General features: G+C 71.3%; 15 protein-coding genes. 9 read left to right on the plus strand and 6 right to left on the minus strand.

The window, feature by feature from the left end; all coding sequences use genetic code 11:
• Positions 1 to 52: 52 nt before the first annotated feature.
• Both ACWDBB_RS11185 and ACWDBB_RS11190 read left to right on the plus strand, forming a co-directional pair.
• On the plus strand, positions 53 to 619 hold the full coding sequence (locus tag ACWDBB_RS11185; RefSeq protein WP_449789418.1) for a GTP-binding protein: 567 nt from the start codon (positions 53 to 55) through the stop codon (positions 617 to 619).
• A complete protein-coding gene (locus ACWDBB_RS11190; RefSeq protein WP_449789316.1) occupies positions 616 to 1,809 on the plus strand; it encodes a cytochrome P450 in 1,194 nt (397 codons plus the stop codon). Before ACWDBB_RS11185 ends, ACWDBB_RS11190 begins: the two co-directional genes overlap by 4 nt.
• 48 nt (positions 1,810 to 1,857) lie before the next feature.
• Here the strand turns inward: ACWDBB_RS11190 and msrB are convergent, their stop codons facing one another.
• The 4 genes from msrB to ACWDBB_RS11210 all read right to left on the minus strand — a co-directional run bounded on the left by msrB (position 1,858) and on the right by ACWDBB_RS11210 (position 5,150).
• Entirely contained in the window at positions 1,858 to 2,262 is a 405-nt protein-coding gene (gene msrB / locus ACWDBB_RS11195; protein ID WP_449789317.1) for a peptide-methionine (R)-S-oxide reductase MsrB, read from the minus strand.
• Positions 2,263 to 2,303: 41 nt separating this feature from the next.
• A complete protein-coding gene (gene murC / locus ACWDBB_RS11200; protein WP_449789318.1) occupies positions 2,304 to 3,734 on the minus strand; it encodes a UDP-N-acetylmuramate--L-alanine ligase in 1,431 nt (476 codons plus the stop codon).
• Positions 3,735 to 3,845: 111 nt separating this feature from the next.
• A complete protein-coding gene (locus tag ACWDBB_RS11205; RefSeq protein ID WP_449789319.1) occupies positions 3,846 to 4,307 on the minus strand; it encodes an indole-3-glycerol phosphate synthase in 462 nt (153 codons plus the stop codon).
• Positions 4,308 to 4,364: 57 nt separating this feature from the next.
• Positions 4,365 to 5,150: a pyrimidine reductase family protein gene (locus tag ACWDBB_RS11210; RefSeq protein WP_449789320.1), complete on the minus strand. Its 786-nt coding sequence runs from the start codon at positions 5,148 to 5,150 to the stop codon at positions 4,365 to 4,367.
• Positions 5,151 to 5,322: 172 nt separating this feature from the next.
• On the opposite strand from ACWDBB_RS11210, the gene zapE reads away from it, so the two are divergent.
• The 4 genes from zapE (at position 5,323) to ACWDBB_RS11230 (ending at position 10,521) form a co-directional block, all read left to right on the plus strand.
• The gene (gene zapE / locus ACWDBB_RS11215; protein ID WP_449789419.1) at positions 5,323 to 6,366 is read left to right on the plus strand and encodes a cell division protein ZapE; all 1,044 of its coding nucleotides are present in this window, start codon (positions 5,323 to 5,325) and stop codon (positions 6,364 to 6,366) included.
• A gap of 37 nt (positions 6,367 to 6,403) precedes the next feature.
• Entirely contained in the window at positions 6,404 to 8,494 is a 2,091-nt protein-coding gene (uvrB, locus tag ACWDBB_RS11220; RefSeq protein ID WP_449789321.1) for an excinuclease ABC subunit UvrB, read from the plus strand.
• A gap of 266 nt (positions 8,495 to 8,760) precedes the next feature.
• Positions 8,761 to 9,339 (plus strand): TerD family protein, encoded by a 579-nt coding sequence (locus ACWDBB_RS11225; RefSeq protein WP_392878548.1) that lies wholly within the window; start codon positions 8,761 to 8,763, stop codon positions 9,337 to 9,339.
• Between the two features lie 201 nt (positions 9,340 to 9,540).
• Positions 9,541 to 10,521 (plus strand): TerC family protein, encoded by a 981-nt coding sequence (locus ACWDBB_RS11230; RefSeq protein ID WP_449789322.1) that lies wholly within the window; start codon positions 9,541 to 9,543, stop codon positions 10,519 to 10,521.
• Positions 10,522 to 10,603: 82 nt separating this feature from the next.
• Here the strand turns inward: ACWDBB_RS11230 and ACWDBB_RS11235 are convergent, their stop codons facing one another.
• Positions 10,604 to 11,257 (minus strand): MBL fold metallo-hydrolase, encoded by a 654-nt coding sequence (locus tag ACWDBB_RS11235; protein ID WP_449789323.1) that lies wholly within the window; start codon positions 11,255 to 11,257, stop codon positions 10,604 to 10,606.
• Between the two features lie 45 nt (positions 11,258 to 11,302).
• Positions 11,303 to 12,055, minus strand: coding sequence for a maleylpyruvate isomerase family mycothiol-dependent enzyme (locus tag ACWDBB_RS11240; RefSeq protein ID WP_449789324.1), 753 nt, complete (start codon positions 12,053 to 12,055; stop codon positions 11,303 to 11,305).
• Positions 12,056 to 12,323: 268 nt separating this feature from the next.
• On the opposite strand from ACWDBB_RS11240, the gene uvrA reads away from it, so the two are divergent.
• The 3 genes from uvrA (at position 12,324) to uvrC (ending at position 17,936) form a co-directional block, all read left to right on the plus strand.
• A complete protein-coding gene (gene uvrA, locus ACWDBB_RS11245; RefSeq protein ID WP_449789325.1) occupies positions 12,324 to 15,236 on the plus strand; it encodes an excinuclease ABC subunit UvrA in 2,913 nt (970 codons plus the stop codon).
• A 126-nt stretch (positions 15,237 to 15,362) separates the two neighbouring features.
• The gene (locus tag ACWDBB_RS11250) at positions 15,363 to 15,800 is read left to right on the plus strand and encodes a Rieske (2Fe-2S) protein (protein ID WP_449789326.1); all 438 of its coding nucleotides are present in this window, start codon (positions 15,363 to 15,365) and stop codon (positions 15,798 to 15,800) included.
• An 84-nt stretch (positions 15,801 to 15,884) separates the two neighbouring features.
• Positions 15,885 to 17,936 carry an excinuclease ABC subunit UvrC gene (gene uvrC / locus ACWDBB_RS11255; protein WP_449789327.1) on the plus strand — a complete coding sequence of 684 codons (2,052 nt, stop codon included), beginning with the start codon at positions 15,885 to 15,887 and terminating at the stop codon, positions 17,934 to 17,936.
• Positions 17,937 to 17,939 lie beyond the last annotated feature (3 nt).

Raw genomic sequence — 17,939 nt, forward strand, 5'->3', positions numbered from 1 at the left:
CCCGGAAGACCAGAGCCGGGTGGGCTACCTGCCCGACCAGGACCAGACGCTGATGAAACTGGTGGTGGCCGGCCCGTTCGGGGTCGGCAAGACCACCCTCATCCGCACCCTGTCCGAGATCGCCACCCTGCACACCGAAGAGGCGATGACCGAGACCGGCCGTCCGGTGGACGACCTGGCCGGCGTGCCCGAGAAGGTCACCACCACCGTCGCCGTCGACTTCGGCCGGCTCACCCTGCCAGGGAACGTCGTGCTCTACATGTTCGGCACCCCCGGCCAGCGCCGCTTCTTCCCGCTCTGGCGGGACATCGCCCGCGGCGCCCTGGGCGCCCTGGTGCTCGCCGACACCCGACGGCTGGCCGACTCCTTCGAGATCATGGACATGGTCGAGGAGCAGGGCCTGCCGTACGCCGTCGCCGTCAACCGCTTCCCGGACGCACCGGACCACCCGGTCGACGTGCTGCGCACCCACCTGGACCTGCACGCCGCCACCCCGCTGCTGCTCTGCGACGCCCGGGACCGCGACAGCAGCCTGGACGCGCTGATCGCGCTGGCCGAGCACGTCCTGGACTCCCTGCCCGCGGCGCCCGCCGCCCCCGTCACACCGGAGCAGCCGTGACCGCCGAGTCCCGCCCGACCCCGATCCACGGCCCGGACTTCGCCGCCGATCCCCAGCTGGTCTACGAGCGGCTGCGGCGGCACGGCGCGGTCGCCCCGGTGGAGATCGCCCCCGGCGTGGAGGCCCTGCTGGTCACCGACTACCAGGCCGCGCTGGACCTGCTGCGCGACACCGACACCTTCTCCAAGGACTCCCGGGTCTGGCAGCACAACCTGCCGCCGGACTCCCCGCTGATGCCGATGCTCGGCTACCGCCCGACCGCGCTGTTCAGCGACGGCGAGACGCACGCGCGCTACCGGACGGTGATCACCGACGCCCTCGCGCTGTTCGAACCGCACCGGCTCCAGCGCCAGGTCGCCGAGACCGCTCACCGGCTGATCGACCGCTTCGCCGCCGTCGGGCGGGCCGACCTGATCGCCGAGTACGCCCGTCAGTTGCCCGCCTTCGCGCTGACCACCTGGTTCGGCGTGCCCGAGGCGCAGCACGGCGAGATGGTGGCCGCGATCACCGGGCTGATCGAGTCCACCGAACAGGCGGGCGCCGCGTACGGGAAGCTCCTCGCGGTGGTCACCGCGATGGTCGCCGAGCGCCGCGAGCGCCCCCGGCACGACCTCACCTCCTGGTACGTCACCCACCCGGTCGGGCTGGACGACGACGAGGTGATCCGGCAGATCACCCTGACCCTGATCGCCGGACACGAGCCGACCACCAACCTGATCGGCAACGCCCTGCTGCGCCTGCTCACCGACGCCCGCTACGCCGGCTCGCTGTTCGGCGGCGCGATGACCGCCCACCAGGCGATCGACGAGGTGCTCTGGCACGCGCCGCCGATGGCCAACTTCTCGGCCCACTACCCGCGGTACGACATCACCTTCCACGGCCGAGAGATCGAGGCGGGCTCCCTGGTGCTGGTCTCGTACGCGGCCGCCAACTCCCAGGCCGCGCCGCCCGCCGAGGACAGCGGGCCGCGCAGCGGCGAGAGCGCCCACCTGGCCTGGGCGGCCGGCCCGCACGCCTGTCCGGCCCGGGACCCGGCCCTGCTGATCGCGATCACCGCGATCGAGCAGCTGGGCAGCCGCCTCAGCGACCTCGAACTGGCCACACCGGCCGAGGACCTGCTCTGGCGTCCGGGCCCGTTCCACCGGGCGCTGACGCACCTGCCGGTCCGCTTCCAGCCGGTCGAGGGGTAGCGCGAGGGCCCGGACACCCTCGGGGTGCCCGGGCCCTCGCGTACGCCGTTACTCGGCCGGCTTCAGCCTCAGCGAGACGCTGTTGATGCAGTAGCGCTGGTCGGTCGGCGTGCCGTAGCCCTCGCCCTCGAAGACGTGCCCGAGGTGCCCGCCGCACTTGGCGCAGCGCACCTCGACCCGGCGCATGCCGAGCGAGGTGTCCTCGATGTACTGGACCCGGTCCCCGGCCAGCGGCGCGTAGTAGGACGGCCAGCCGCAGTGGCTGTCGAACTTGGTCTCGGAGCTGAACAGCTCGGACCCGCAGGCCCGGCAGCTGTAGACACCGACCGTCTTGGTGTCGGTGTACTCACCGGTGAACGGGCGCTCGGTGCCCGCCTCGCGGAGCACGTGGTACTCCTCGGGGCTGAGCTGGGCGCGCCATTCGGCCTCGGTCTTCTCGATCTCGTAGCTCATCTCACGGCTCCCGGTCGCGGCGTACGTCGGACGGACGTGGGTCAGACGTTGGATGCAACGTTCGCGAGGTGCGTCAGGCCTCCCTCGATATGGTCAAGGATGGCCGGGCCGAGGTTGGTGACGTCCCCCGCGCCCATGGTGAGCAGCAGGTCGCCCGGGCGGGCGAGGCCGGCCAGCAGGGCGGGGGCGGCGGCGAAGGAGTGCTCGGCGGTGACCTCGGCGCCGGCCCGGCGGGCCGCGTCGATGATCAGCTCGCTGGTCACGCCGGGGATCGGGTCCTCGCGGGCCGGGTAGATGTCCAGCACCACCGAGGCGTCGGCCAGCGCCAGGGCCCGGCCCATCTCCTCGGAGAGCTGCTGGGTGCGGCTGAACAGGTGCGGCTGGAAGACCACCAGCACCCGGCCGCCGCCGGTCAGGCCCTCCCGGATCGCCTCCAGGTCGGCGGTCATCTCGGTGGGGTGGTGGGCGTAGGAGTCGATCACCTGGACCCCGCCGGCCTCTCCCTTGAGCTGGAGGCGGCGGCGCACGCCGGTGTAGGCGCCGAGCGCCTTGGCCAGGTCCGCGGCCGGGACGCCCAGCGCGACGCCGGCGGCCAGGGCGGCCACCGCGTTGTGGGCGTAGTGCCGGCCGGGCACCGAGACGGTGAAGGACAGCTCGGCGCCGTCCAGCAGCACGGTGACCTCGCTGGTCATGCCGTGGGCGACCACCGAGAGCACCCGCAGGTCGGCGTCCTCGGCGGAGCCGACCGTCACCACGTTCAGGCCCTCGCGGCCGGCCACCCGAGAGGTGAGCTCGCGGGCGCCGTCGTGGTCGGCCGAGACCACCAGGGTGCCGCCGGGGACGATCCGGCCGACGAAGGTCTCGAAGGACTCGTAGATCTCCTCGATCGAGGCGTAGTTGGCGTGGTGGTCCAGCTCCACGTTGAGCACGATCGCCACCTCGGGCGCGTACTTGTGGAAGCTGCGGTCGCTCTCGTCCGCCTCGGCGACGAAGATCTCGCCGGTGCCGTGGTGGGCGTTGGAGCCGGGGGCGTCGAGGTCGCCGCCGATCGCGTAGGACGGGTCCAGGCCCAGCTCGCCGAGGGCGACGGCGAGCATGCTGGTGGTGGTGGTCTTGCCGTGGGTGCCGGCCACCGCCAGCGCCCGGCGGCCGCCCATCAGCGCGGCCAGCGCGTCGGAGCGGTGCACCACCGGGATGCCGCGCTCGTGGGCGGCGACCAGCTCGGGGTTGTCGGCGCGGATCGCGCTGGAGACGACCACGCTGCTGGTGCCGTCCGGGACGTGCTCGGCGGCGTGGCCGACGTGCACGGTGGCGCCGAGGGCGCGCAGCGCGAGGACGGTCTCGGACTCCTTGGAGTCGCTGCCGGAGACGCCGGCCCCGCGCACGGCGAGGATCTTCGCCAGGCCGGACATCCCGGCGCCGCCGATGCCGATGAAGTGCGGGGCGTGCAGGTCGTGGGCGGCGTCGTTCAAAGCGTGGCTCCGTACGGGCGGGGGCAGACAGGTCGGGCGGACGGGACGGGAAGACGGAATCGTCCTCGCGGGCGGACCGCAAGGACGATTCTGCACCACCACCGGGCGGGGCTAGGAGTCGCTGGCGAACAGCCTGAGCACCGGGACCCCCACCTTGTGCCGGGCCTGGGAGGCCCAGTCGCGGTGGAAGAACTCCTCGACGAAGTGCGGCGAGGTGAGCACCACCACCTCGTCCGCCCGCTGCTCCTCGACGACCGCGCGCAGCCGCGCCAGCGGCTTCTCCTCCACCAGCTCGCCCACCGCCGCGGCCCCGGCCGTGCGCAGGTGGCGCAGGCTGTGCTCCAGCGACTCGGTGGCCACCGTCGGGCCGCTCTCGGACTCGTCGTGCTCGTGCACCACCTTGTCGAGGTGGCCGAGGGCGACGTCGTCGAGCGCCCGCAGCAGTTCGTCCTGCTTGCCGCGCGGCTGCATCAGGACGACGAAGGACACCTCCTCCTCGCCGTGGAGCGTGGTGACGAGTTCCACGTCCGCGTCCGAGAGAGCCTTTTCGATCATCAGTACCGTCTTGAACACGTGAGTCCCTTCCAGTGGCCGGCCCCCGGGCCCCGGCATCGCATAACGGGCTCACGATCAGGGGGTCACGGGGTCATCCGAACCCGGGCGACGCAGGTAGCGGGTGAAGAGGAAACCTTTCTGCTCGATCAATGAGACCAGCCGCATCCGCTGCACGTCCGGCATTTGCGCATCGTGGAGGATGCGCGGCGCGTCGCCGCCGGTGAGCAGCGGGGCCAGCGACAGGCACAGCTCGTCCAGCAGGCCGGCCGCCGCGAGCTGCCCCAGCAGGCGCGGGCCGCCCTCGGTCAGCAGGCGGGTCCAGCCCCGCGCGGCCAGGGCCGCCACGCCCGCCCGCAGGTCCACCGCGCCGGTGCCGGCGAGCACCAGGTCGGCCACCTCGGCGACCGCCCGGCGGCGCTCCTCGGAGGCGTCCTCGGTGGTGATCACCACCGTCCTGACCAGCGGTTCGGTGAACAGCGGAGCCGTCAGGTCCAGCTGCAGCGAGCGGCTCACCACGGCGATCACCGGGGCGGGCGCCTGCCCGGCCGCCGCCCGGGCCGCCGCGAACTCCTTGCGCGCCCTGGCCGGCCGGTAGCCCTCGGCGCGGACCGTCTCCGCGCCCACCAGTACCACGTCCGACAGCGCCCGCAGCACCCCGAAGATCCGCTTGTCGGCGTCGCCGGAGAGGCCCTCGGAGAGCCCGTCCAGCCTGGCCCCGCCGTCCAGGCCGGACACCATGTTGGCGCGCAGCCAGGGGCGCCCCTGATTCACCTGTTCGGGGTACGCGTACACGGCGGCGAGCGATTCCAGTGCGGCCGGATCCTCGAGCCGCCCGTCCAGCGGGCTGATCAACTGTTGCATGTCCTCAGTCTTCCACCGCGGCCCCGGCGCCGTCCGGGGGCCGCGGGCCGAGGGCCGTCCGGGGCCGCGGGCCCCGCGTCCGGACCCGTGCGTCGTTCGGACGGCTCACCCGGCAGGCGTACCCTCTACTGATGTGCCCGCAGCCTCCCACTCCGCAACCGCGCCCGAGCCGATAACCGCCGCCCCCGTGTCCGGCTCCCCGATCGCGCTCACCGACCGCCGTCCCGTGGTGCCCGCCGAGCGGCTGGTCGCCGAGATGGTCCCGCCGCCCCGGTTCGCCGACGTGAGCTTCGGGACGTACATCCCGGACCCGACCCAGCCGAGCCAGTACGAGGCCGTCCAGGTCCTGGAGCAGTTCGCGGCCACCCTCGGTGGAGGAAACGGTTCCGCGCCCAAGCGCAGCTGGTTCCGCCGCTCCGCCCCCGCGCCCACCGGCCCGGCCGGGGTCTACCTCGACGGCGGCTACGGCGTCGGCAAGACCCACCTGCTCGCCTCGCTCTGGCACGCCGCCCCCGGCCCCAAGGCCTTCGGCACCTTCGTCGAGCTGACCAACCTGGTCGGCGCGCTCGGCTTCCAGCAGGCCGTGCGGACCCTCTCCGGCCACACCCTGCTCTGCATCGACGAGTTCGAGCTGGACGACCCGGGCGACACCGTGCTGGTCTCCACCCTGCTCGGCCGGCTGGTCGACAACGGCGTGAAGCTGTGCGCCACCTCGAACACCCTGCCGGAGAAGCTCGGCGAGGGCCGCTTCGCCGCCGCCGACTTCCTGCGCGAGATCCAGGGCCTGTCCGCGCACTTCCGCCCGATGCGGATCGACGGCCAGGACTACCGCCACCGCGGCCTGCCGGACGCCCCGCCGCCGTACACCGACGAGGCCGTCGCGGCCGCCGCGGCCCGCACCCCCGGCGCCTCGCTGGACGACTTCGACGCCCTGCTCGCCCACCTCTCCGCCGTCCACCCCAGCCGCTACGGCGCACTGCTGGACGACGTCACCGCGGTCTGCCTGCGCGGCGTCAAGCAGGTCGACGACCAGTCCACCGCGCTGCGCCTGGTCGTGCTGGCCGACCGGATGTACGACCGCGAGCTGCCGATCACCGCCTCCGGCCTGCCCTTCGACCAGGTCTTCCCGGAGGAGATGCTGCGCGGCGGCTACCGCAAGAAGTACCTGCGCGCCATCTCCCGCCTGGTCGCCCTCGCCCGGGACAGCGCCGGGTAGGACCCCGCTTGTCGGTGGTGGGTCGTACCGTTGAGTGGTGCGTCCCATCACGAGTATTGAGCGGTCCGTGGCGCCCTTCGAGGTCGTCAGCCCCTTCCAGCCGAACGGCGACCAGCCGGCGGCGATCGCCGAGCTGGAGCGGCGGATCAGGGGAGGGGAGAAGGACGTCGTGCTGCTCGGTGCCACCGGCACCGGCAAGTCGGCCACCACGGCCTGGATGATCGAGAAGCTCCAGCGGCCCACCCTGGTGATGGCGCCGAACAAGACGCTGGCCGCCCAGCTGGCCAACGAGTTCCGCGAGTTGCTGCCGAACAACGCGGTCGAGTACTTCGTCTCGTACTACGACTACTACCAGCCCGAGGCGTACGTCCCGCAGACGGACACCTACATCGAGAAGGACTCCTCGATCAACGAGGAGGTCGAGCGGCTGCGCCACTCGGCGACCAACTCGCTGCTCACCCGCCGGGACGTCGTCGTGGTCGCCTCGGTCTCCTGCATCTACGGCCTCGGCACCCCGCAGGAGTACGTGGACCGCATGGTGCGGCTGAAGGTCGGCCAGGAGATCGACCGGGACGACCTGCTGCGCCGCTTCGTCGACATCCAGTACGCCCGCAACGACGTGGCCTTCACCCGCGGCACCTTCAGGGTCCGCGGGGACACCATCGAGATCTTCCCGGTCTACGAGGAGCTGGCCGTCCGGATCGAGATGTTCGGCGACGAGATCGAGGCGCTGTACACCCTGCACCCGCTCACCGGCGAGATCATCAGCCAGGACGACTCGGTCTACGTCTTCCCCGCCTCGCACTACGTGGCCGGCCCCGAGCGGATGGAGCGCGCGGTCAACGGCATCGAGGCGGAGCTGACGCGGACCCTCGCCAAGCTGGAGAAGCAGGGCAAGCTGCTGGAGGCCCAGCGGCTGCGGATGCGCACCACCTACGACATCGAGATGCTGCGCCAGATCGGCACCTGCTCGGGCGTCGAGAACTACTCGATGCACTTCGACGGCCGCGAGCCCGGCTCCCCGCCGAACACCCTGCTCGACTACTTCCCGGAGGACTTCCTCCTGGTCATCGACGAGTCGCACGTCACCGTCCCGCAGATCGGCGCGATGTACGAGGGCGACGCCTCGCGCAAGCGCACCCTGGTCGAGCACGGCTTCCGGCTGCCCTCCGCGATGGACAACCGCCCGCTGAAGTGGGAGGAGTTCCTGGAGCGGATCGGCCAGACCGTCTACCTCTCGGCGACGCCGGGCCCGTACGAGCTGTCGCGCGGCGACGGCCAGGTCGAGCAGATCATCCGCCCGACCGGCCTGATCGACCCCGAGGTGATCGTCAAGCCGACCGAGGGCCAGATCGACGACCTGGTGCACGAGGTCCGCAAGCGGGTCGAGCGGGACGAGCGCGTCCTGGTCACCACGCTGACCAAGAAGATGGCCGAGGACCTCACCGACTACATGCTCGGCCTGGACATCCGGGTCCGGTACCTGCACAGCGACGTGGACACCCTGCGCCGGGTGGAGCTGCTGCGCGAGCTGCGGGCGGGCCGGTTCGACGTGCTGGTCGGCATCAACCTGCTGCGCGAGGGCCTGGACCTGCCCGAGGTGTCGCTGGTGGCGATCCTGGACGCGGACAAGGAGGGCTTCCTGCGCTCCGGCACCTCGCTGATCCAGACGATCGGCCGCGCGGCCCGCAACGTCTCCGGCCAGGTCCACATGTACGCGGACAAGATCACCCCCGCGATGGAGAAGGCCATCGACGAGACCAACCGCCGCCGGGCCGTGCAGCAGGCCTACAACAAGGAGCACGGGATCGACCCGCAGCCGCTGCGCAAGAAGATCGGCGACATCCTGGACACCCTCGCCCGCGAGGACGTCGACACCGACGAGCTGCTCTCCACCGGCTACCGCAACCAGGGCAAGGGCAAGGCCCCGGTGCCGGCGCTGGGCGCGGAGCGCAAGCCGGGCAAGTCCCTGCCGGCCGCCGAGCTGGCGGACCTGATCCAGGAGATGACCGACCGGATGCACACGGCCGCCGCGGACCTCCAGTTCGAGGTCGCGGCCCGGCTGCGCGACGAGGTCAAGGAGCTGAAGAGGGAACTGCGGCAGATGCGCGAGGCCGGTGTGGCGTAGGTACGTCGGAGGGGAGCCTCCGCGCGGCGAACGGTCCTGGCCGGAATGGCACCGGTCAAGACCACAGGTGTCTCAGCCTTGCCACAAACGGGGAAACCCGGGGAAGGGCGGGGTGCCGCAGGCCCTAGGCTGGCCTGCGGCACCGTGCCCGCGGGACGGGATCGCGGGCCGTACGCAGAGGGGGCCTCAGCCGGGGGACGGCGACGGGGTGTTCCACCGTGGAGCCGCGCGGGTGTGACCGCGCGGCCGGCAGAGAGGACAACGTCGTGTCGGTGAACCTGGCCAAGGGCCAGAAGGTCAGCCTCCAGAAGGGGCAGGGTGGCACCCTGACCGTGGTGCGGATGGCCCTGGGCTGGCAGGCGGCCCCCAAGCGCGGGCTGTTCGGCAGCCGAACCCGGAAGATCGACCTGGACGCCTCGGCGCTGCTGTACGCCGAGAAGACCCCGTCCGACGTGGTGTTCTTCTCGCACCTGGAGAGCAACGACGGCTCCGTCCGGCACACCGGCGACAACCTGGAGGGCGGCTCGGGGGCCGAGGACGACGAGGCGATCCTGGTCGACCTGGTGCACGTGCCGGTCAACATCACCCAGGTGGTGTTCACGGTGAGCTCGTACACCGGGCAGACCTTCGCCGAGGTGCAGCGGGCGCACTGCCGGCTGGTGGACGAGACCACCGGGCTGGAGCTGGCCCGCTACGAGCTGGCGGGCGGCGGGCCGCACACCGGGCAGATCATGGCCAAGGTGGTCCGGGACGGCAACGGCGGCTGGGAGATGCAGGCGATCGGCGCGCCGGCCAAGGGGCGCACCTTCCAGGACCTGCTGCCGGCGATCGAGCCGTTCCTGTAGCCGGGCCTCCGCGTTCTTTACCTTCTTTACCATTCCTTGGCTGTCCTGTTACTCTCGTTGGCAGCGGAGGGGAGTATTCCTCGACAGCCGACCCCGTCATCACGGGTGCCCGTCGCGGCACCCCGGGGCGCTGGCCCGATGGGCGGAAGAGACCTCCGGCAGTGACGATGACCGTCTCGCCTACCTGCCGGAGGAGCAGTAGTGGACGTTTCCGTAACCATGTGGGTTTCCACGATCCTGGTGCTGATCGCACTGGTCGTGGCCGACTTCTTCATCGGAGGGCGCAAGCCGCACGAGGTCTCGATCAAGGAGGCCGGGATCTGGACGGCCGTCTGGGTCGCCCTGGCGGTGCTCTTCGGTGGCTTCCTCTGGTGGCACTCCGGCGGGGAGCCCGCCGGTGAGTTCTTCGCCGGCTACATCACCGAGAAGTCGCTCAGTGTCGACAACCTCTTCGTGTTCATCCTGATCATGGGCAAGTTCGCGGTGCCCAGGATCTACCAGCAGCGCGTACTGATGTTCGGGGTGATCATCGCGCTGGTGCTCCGGGCGGTGTTCATCGCCGGTGGCGCCGCGCTGGTCTCCCAGTTCTCCTGGGTGTTCTTCATCTTCGGCGGCTTCCTGATCTGGACGGCCTGGAAGCTGATCAAGGAGGCCCGCGCCGAGGAGGAGGGCGAGGAGGAGTTCGAGGAGAACCGCGTCCTCAAGTCGATCACGCGGCGTTTCCCGGCCACCGACGACTACCGCGGCACCAAGCTGTTCGTCCTTGAGAACGGCCGCCGGCTGATCACCCCGATGCTGATCGTCATGCTGGCGATCGGCACCACCGACGTGCTGTTCGCGCTGGACTCGATCCCGGCGATCTTCGGCCTGACCCAGGACCCGTACATCGTCTTCACCGCCAACGCCTTCGCCCTGATGGGGCTGCGCCAGCTGTACTTCCTGATCGGCGGCCTGCTGAAGAAGCTGGTCCACCTGTCGTACGGCCTGTCGGTGATCCTCGGCTTCATCGGCGTGAAGCTGGTGCTGCACGCCGCGCACGAGGCCGGCGCGACGTGGGCCCCGGAGATCGGCATCCCGTTCTCGCTGGGCTTCATCGTGGTGGTGCTGGCGATCACCACCTTCACCAGTCTGCGGGCCTCGAAGAAGGCCGAGCGCGAGGAGCGCGAGAAGCTCGACGCCTGATCCGCCGGGTGCACGCCGGGCCCCCGCGACCGCTTCCGGTCGCGGGGGCCCCGGTGTCCGGCGGGGCGTTCGGCGGGGCGGGCTACCAGCCGCGCTCGCGCCACTCCTCGAGGTGCGGGCGCTCGGCGCCGAGGGTGGTGTCGTTGCCGTGGCCGGGGTAGACCCAGGCCTCGTCCGGCAGGACGTCGAAGATCTTCTCGGTGACGTCGCGGTAGAGGGTCCGGAAGGCCTCCGGGTCCCCCCAGGTGTTGCCCACGCCGCCGGGGAAGAGGCAGTCGCCGGTGAAGACGTGCGGGTGGCCCTGGGGGTCGTCGTAGATCAGCACGATGGCGCCCGGGGTGTGCCCGACCAGGTGCCGGACGGTCAGTTCGACCTCGCCGACCCGCAGCTTGTCGCCGTCGGCGAGCAGCAGCTCGGTGGGGACGTCGATGCCCTCGGCGTCGTGCTCGCCGGCGGCGGTGCGGGCGCCGGTGGTGGCGACGACCTCGGCCAGCGCGCCCCAGTGGTCGTGGTGCCGGTGGGTGGTGACCACCGTCTCGAGGTCGTCCCCGACGGTCTCCAGCAGCACCGGCGCGTCGGCGGCCGCGTCGATCAGGAGCTGTTCGTCGGTGGCCCGGCAGCGCAGCAGGTAGGCGTTGTTGTCGTACGGGCCGACGGCCACCTTGGTGATGATCAGGTGGGCCAGTTCCCGCACGTCCGGCGCTCCGCCGACCTTGACCGCTCCGTGGTACGTCATCCGTTCGCTCCCTCTGCAGTGGCTCCTGGGATCATCCTCGCGCCGTCAGCCCATCGGGGGAAGCTGGGGGAGGGCGGTGTCGGGGGTGCGGCGCAGGCCGTCCCCGGCGGAGCGGCCGGAGAGCCAGGCGGTCAGCGCGCGGACCGGGCCCTCGACGGTCAGGGACACCTCGCCGGTGCCGATCACGGCGCGGTCCCCGGTGTCGTCCGAGACCAGCTCGACGGCCGGCAGGCCGGCCTCCTCGGCCAGCCCCTCGGAGAGCTTGCGGAACTGGGCGACGGCGAAGGACTTCGGCCAGTGCGCGGGGGTGTACCCGGCGTCCAGGTCGACGTGGTGGTACTCCAGCTCCACCACGCGCTTGGCCGGGATGTCGCAGGCCGGGAAGACGTAGCCGAAGCGGTGCCTGACCTCGGCGGCCCAGGCCTCGGGGCCCAGCAGCGCGGCGGCCTCGGCGAAGCCGGCGTGGGAGTCGCGCAGGTCGGCGAGCTGGACCTCCAGCGGCCGCGGCGCGTCGCGCTCGATGCCCTCGTCGCGGGCCTGGTGGCTGGCGTACTGGGGGATGTCGGTGCCGGTGCGGGCGCCGTTCAGCAGGTTGACCAGGGAGTCGGCGTTGCGGGCGAGGTGGGCCAGCACGTGGCCGCGGGTCCAGCCGGGCAGCGCGGAGGGCTCGGCGAGGGCCTCGGGCTTCAGTTCGGCCGCGGTGTGCAGCAGGTGCCGGGTGCTCTCCTCGACCTGGGCCAGGTGCCGGGTGGCGGAGGCGGCGGCGGACTGCGGGTCGGTCGGCTGCGGGTCGGTCATCGAATCTGCCTTCCGTGACGAGACTGCGCGTTGCCCCTGCGGGGCTTCGCTCGTTGACCAGGTGACGCTACCGCCGAATCGGGGCCCTGAGCAGGGGTATTTCGGTCCGGGTGCGGACCGTCCCGGGGCGGCCCTCACTCGTTCGGGTGGTCCCCGCTGGACAGAGTCGAGATTCGAACGTCTGAGCTATAGGCTGGCTGCCGCATCCTGGAAGAAGTACCGATACTCACCGCAAGCCGTCTCGCCCCGGAGAAAGGCGCCAGAAGCAGTGGCCGACCGCCTCATCGTCCGCGGTGCTCGCGAGCACAACCTCAAGAACGTCTCGCTCGACCTGCCCCGCGACTCCCTCATCGTCTTCACGGGCCTCTCCGGCTCCGGCAAGTCCTCGCTCGCCTTCGACACGATCTTCGCCGAGGGCCAGCGCCGCTACGTCGAGTCGCTGTCCTCCTACGCACGTCAGTTCCTCGGGCAGATGGACAAGCCCGACGTGGACTTCATCGAGGGCCTCTCCCCGGCCGTCTCGATCGACCAGAAGTCCACCAACCGCAATCCCCGTTCGACCGTCGGCACCATCACCGAGGTCTACGACTACCTGCGCCTGCTGTTCGCCCGGATCGGCAAGCCGCACTGTCCGCACTGCGGCCGCCCCATCGCCAAGCAGTCGCCGCAGGCGATCGTCGACAAGGTGCTGGAGCTCGCCGAGGGCACCCGCTTCCAGGTGCTGAGCCCGGTGGTGCGCGAGCGCAAGGGCGAGTTCGTCGACCTCTTCGCCGACCTCCAGTCCAAGGGCTACTCCCGCGCCCGCGTCGACGGCGAGACGATCCAGCTCGCCGAGCCGCCGAAGCTCAAGAAGCAGGAGAAGCACACCATCGAGGTGGTGATCGACCGCCTGACCGTCAAGGACAGCGCCAAGCGGCGGCTCACCGACTCGGTGGAGACGGCCCTGCGGCTGTCCGGCGGCATGGTCGTCCTCGACTTCGTCGACCTCCCCGAGGACGACCCGGAGCGCGAGCGGATGTACTCCGAGCACCTCTACTGCCCGTACGACGACGTGTCGTTCGAGGAGCTGGAGCCGCGCTCGTTCTCCTTCAACTCGCCCTTCGGCGCCTGCCCGGACTGCTCGGGCCTGGGCAACCGGATGGAGGTCGACCCGGAGCTGGTCGTGCCGGACGTCGAGCGCTCGCTCGACGAGGGCGCGATCCACCCGTGGTCGGCCGGGCACGCCAAGGAGTACTTCCAGCGCCTGATCGACGCGCTGGCCGAGGAGCTCGGCTTCCGCACCGACATCCCCTGGGCCGGGCTGCCCGCCCGGGCCAAGAAGGCGCTGCTGCACGGGCACAAGCACCAGGTGCAGGTCCGCTACCGCAACCGCTTCGGCCGGGAGCGCTCGTACAGCACCGGCTTCGAGGGCGCGATCCCCTTCATCCAGCGCCGGCACACCGAGGCGGAGAGCGACAGCAGCCGCGAGCGCTTCGAGGGCTACATGCGCGAGGTGCCCTGCCCGACGTGCCGGGGCACCAGGCTCAAGCCAGTGGTGCTCGCGGTCACCGTCCAGGACAAGTCGATCGCCGACGTCTCCTCGATGTCGATCAGCGACTGCTCCGAGTTCCTGGGCGCGATGAAGCTGAACGCCCGGGACAAGCAGATCGCCGAGCGGGTCCTCAAGGAGGTCAACGAGCGGCTGCGCTTCCTGGTCGACGTCGGCCTGGACTACCTCTCGCTGGACCGCGCGGCCGGCACCCTGTCCGGCGGCGAGGCCCAGCGCATCCGGCTGGCCACCCAGATCGGCTCCGGCCTGGTCGGCGTGCTGTACGTGCTGGACGAGCCGTCCATCGGCCTGCACCAGCGGGACAACCACCGACTGATCGAGACGCTGGTGCGGCTGCGCGACATCGGCAACACCCTGATCGTCGTGGAGCACGACGAGGACACCATCAAGACCGCGGACTGGGTGGTCGACATCGGCCCGGGCGCCGGCGAGCACGGTGGCAAGGTGGTGCACTCCGGCTCGCTGAAGCAGCTGCTCACCAACAAGGAGTCGCTGACCGGCCAGTACCTCTCCGGCAAGCGGTCCATCCCGATCCCAAGCTCCCGCCGCGAGCGGGACAAGAAGCGCCAGCTGACCGTCCACGGCGCCCGCGAGCACAACCTCAAGGACGTCACGGTCGGCTTCCCGCTCGGCACCTTCACGGCGATCACCGGTGTCTCCGGCTCCGGCAAGTCGACGCTGGTCAACGACATCCTGTACACCCACCTCGCCCGGGAGCTGAACGGCGCCCGCAGCGTGCCCGGCCGGCACACCCGGATCACCGGCACCGACCAGGTGGACAAGGTGGTGCACGTCGACCAGTCGCCGATCGGCCGCACCCCGCGCTCCAACCCGGCCACCTACACCGGGGTGTTCGACCACGTCCGCCGGCTCTTCGCGGAGACGCAGGAGGCCAAGGTCCGCGGCTACCTGCCCGGCCGGTTCTCCTTCAACGTCAAGGGCGGCCGCTGCGAGAACTGCTCGGGCGACGGCACCATCAAGATCGAGATGAACTTCCTGCCGGACGTCTACGTGCCGTGCGAGGTCTGCCACGGCGCCCGGTACAACCGGGAGACGCTGGAGGTCCACTACAAGGGCAGGTCCATCGCCGAGGTGCTGGACATGCCGATCGAGGAGGCGCTGGACTTCTTCGAGGCCGTCCCGGCGATCGCCCGGCACCTGCGGACGCTCAACGACGTCGGCCTCGGCTACGTCCGGCTCGGCCAGTCCGCGCCCACCCTGTCCGGCGGTGAGGCGCAGCGCGTCAAGCTCGCCTCGGAGCTCCAGAAGCGCTCCACCGGGCGGACGGTCTACGTGCTGGACGAGCCCACCACCGGCCTGCACTTCGAGGACATCAGCAAGCTGATCAAGGTGCTCAGCGGGCTGGTCGACAAGGGGAACACGGTGATCGTCATCGAGCACAACCTCGATGTGATCAAGACCGCCGACTGGGTCGTCGACATGGGCCCCGAGGGCGGCTCCGGCGGTGGCACGGTGGTCGCCGAGGGCACCCCGGAGCAGATCGCCGCCGTCCCCGAGAGCCACACCGGCAAGTTCCTGCGGGACATCCTGCCGGCCGGCTTCACGGACGCCCCGGCCGCCGCCCCGGCGAAGAAGGCGCCGCGCAAGCGCGCGGCCGCCGCGAAGAAGTAGCTCCGCCCGCCCGCCCCGCCGTTCCCGAGCCACCCTGACAGCCAGGGGCACCCCGGGAACGGCGGGGCGGGCGCCGCATAGACTTCCGTGGTCCCTCGCAGCAGCAGCAACCGTAGGAGCACACCGATGTCCGAGGCCCCCGAGACCAGCCCCGCCGCCTCCCGCCGCACCCTGCTCTGCGGGGCCGCGGCCGTCCTGGCGGCCGGCGGCACCATGGCGGTCAGCGGATGCTCGTCCTCGTCCTCCTCCGACAAGGGCGCCCTCAAGGGCCCGGTCGACCTCGGCCCGGCCTCGGCCGTGCCGGAGGGCGGCGGCAAGGTCTACCGCGAGCAGAAGATCGTGGTGACCCAGCCCACCGCCGGCCAGTACAAGGCGTTCAACGCCCGGTGCACCCACGCCGGCTGCCTCGTGGACCAGGTGAAGAACGCCCAGATCCAGTGCCCCTGCCACGGCAGCCGTTTCGCCATCGCCGACGGCGCCGTGCAGGACGGACCGGCCTCCACCCCGCTGCCCGCCTACACCGTCACGGTCGAGGGCGGCAACCTCAAGGTGACCCCGAGCTGACCGAGTTGACCGCCTCACGACCGCCACGGTCCCCCTTGACGATCTCCGCCCCGTGGCCCCGGCCGCAGTCGGTACGGTGGACCCATGGCTGACCCGAGCACCTACCGCCCCGCGCCCGGTGCGATCCCGACGTCCCCCGGCGTCTACCGGTTCCGTGACGCCCACGGCCGGGTCATCTACGTCGGCAAGGCCAAGAGCCTGCGGCCGCGCCTGTCCTCCTACTTCCAGGACCTGGCCGGCCTCCACCCGCGCACCGCGACCATGGTCACCACCGCCGCCTCGGTGGAGTGGACCGTGGTCGGCACCGAGGTCGAGGCGCTCCAGCTGGAGTACTCCTGGATCAAGGAGTTCGACCCGCGGTTCAACGTCAAGTACCGCGACGACAAGAGCTATCCGGAACTCGCCGTCACCCTCAACGAGGAGTACCCGCGGGTCCAGGTGATGCGCGGGGCGCACAAGAAGGGCGTGCGCTACTTCGGCCCGTACGGCCACGCCTGGGCGATCCGCGAGACGGTCGACCTGCTGCTGCGCGTCTTCCCCGTCCGCACCTGCTCCAACGGCGTCTTCAAGCGCGCCCGCCAGGTCGGCCGGCCCTGCCTGCTCGGCTACATCGGCAAGTGCGCCGCGCCCTGCGTCGGCAAGGTCTCGGCGGACGAACACCGGGCGCTGGCCGAGGACTTCTGCGACTTCATGGCCGGACGCACCGGCAACTACCTGCGCCGGCTGGAAGAGCAGATGCGCGAGGCCGCCGCCGACCTGGAGTACGAGAAGGCGGCCCGGCTGCGGGACGACATCGGCGCCCTCAAGCGCGCGATGGAGAAGAACGCCATCGTGCTCGCCGACGCCACCGACGCCGACCTGCTGGCCGTCGCCGAGGACGAACTCGAAGCCGCCGTGCAGATCTTCCACGTCCGCGGCGGCCGGGTGCGCGGCCAGCGCGGCTGGGTCACCGACAAGGTCGAGGACGTCGACACCGCCGGCCTGGTCGAGCACGCCCTCCAGCAGCTCTACGGCGGCGGCGAGTCCGTCCCGCGCGAGGTGCTCGTCCCCGCCCTGCCGGACCCGGTGGAGCCGGTCCGCGAGTGGCTCGGTAACCTGCGCGGCAGCCAGGTCGACCTGCGCGTCCCCCAGCGCGGCGACAAGAAGGACCTGATGGCCACCGTGCAGCGCAACGCCCAGCAGGCGCTCGCGCTGCACAAGACCAAGCGCGCCTCCGACCTCACCACCCGCAGCCGCGCCCTCCAGGAGATCGCCGACGCGCTGGAGCTGGACTCCGTCCCGCTGCGCATCGAGTGCTACGACATCTCCCACCTCCAGGGCGAGGACGTGGTCGCCTCCATGGTCGTCTTCGAGGACGGCCTGGCCCGCAAGAGCGAGTACCGGCGCTTCCAGATCAAGGGCTTCGAGGGCCAGGACGACGTCCGCTCGATGCACGAGGTGATCAGCCGGCGCTTCCGCCGCTACCTCCAGGAGCGCGAGCAGACCGGTGAGTGGGCCGTCCCCGAGCCCGAGGAGGGCCCCTTCGAGGACGGCCGGCCCGAGGACGGCCCGCGCACCGAGGACGGCCGCCCCAAGCGCTTCGCCTACCCGCCCCAGCTGCTGGTCGTCGACGGCGGACAGCCGCAGGTCGCCGCCGCCAGGCGCGCCCTGGACGAACTCGGCATCGACGACGTCGCGCTGTGCGGCCTGGCCAAGCGCCTGGAGGAGGTCTGGCTGCCCGGCGAGGACGACCCGGTGGTGCTGCCCCGCTCCAGCGAGGGCCTCTACCTGCTCCAGCGGGTCCGCGACGAGGCGCACCGCTTCGCGATCAGCTATCAGCGCAACAAGCGTTCCAAGCGACTCACCGCCGGGGAACTGGACTCCGTCCCGGGCCTCGGCGAGACTCGCCGCCGGGCGCTGCTCAAGCACTTCGGTTCGCTGAAGAAGCTCAGGGCCGCCACCGTGGACGAGCTCTGTGAGGTACCCGGCATCGGACGCCGCACCGCGCAGACTGTTGCGGAGGCGTTGTCGTCCCGTACACCCGCCGCACCCGCGGTCAACACCGCGACCGGCGAGATCATCGAGGACGGGGTCGACGAGACTACCGAGCCGGTGGCAGCAGCACCCCAGACCGCACCATCCCAGGAGACGCCATGACGG

The organism is Kitasatospora sp. NPDC001095, from assembly GCF_053598615.1.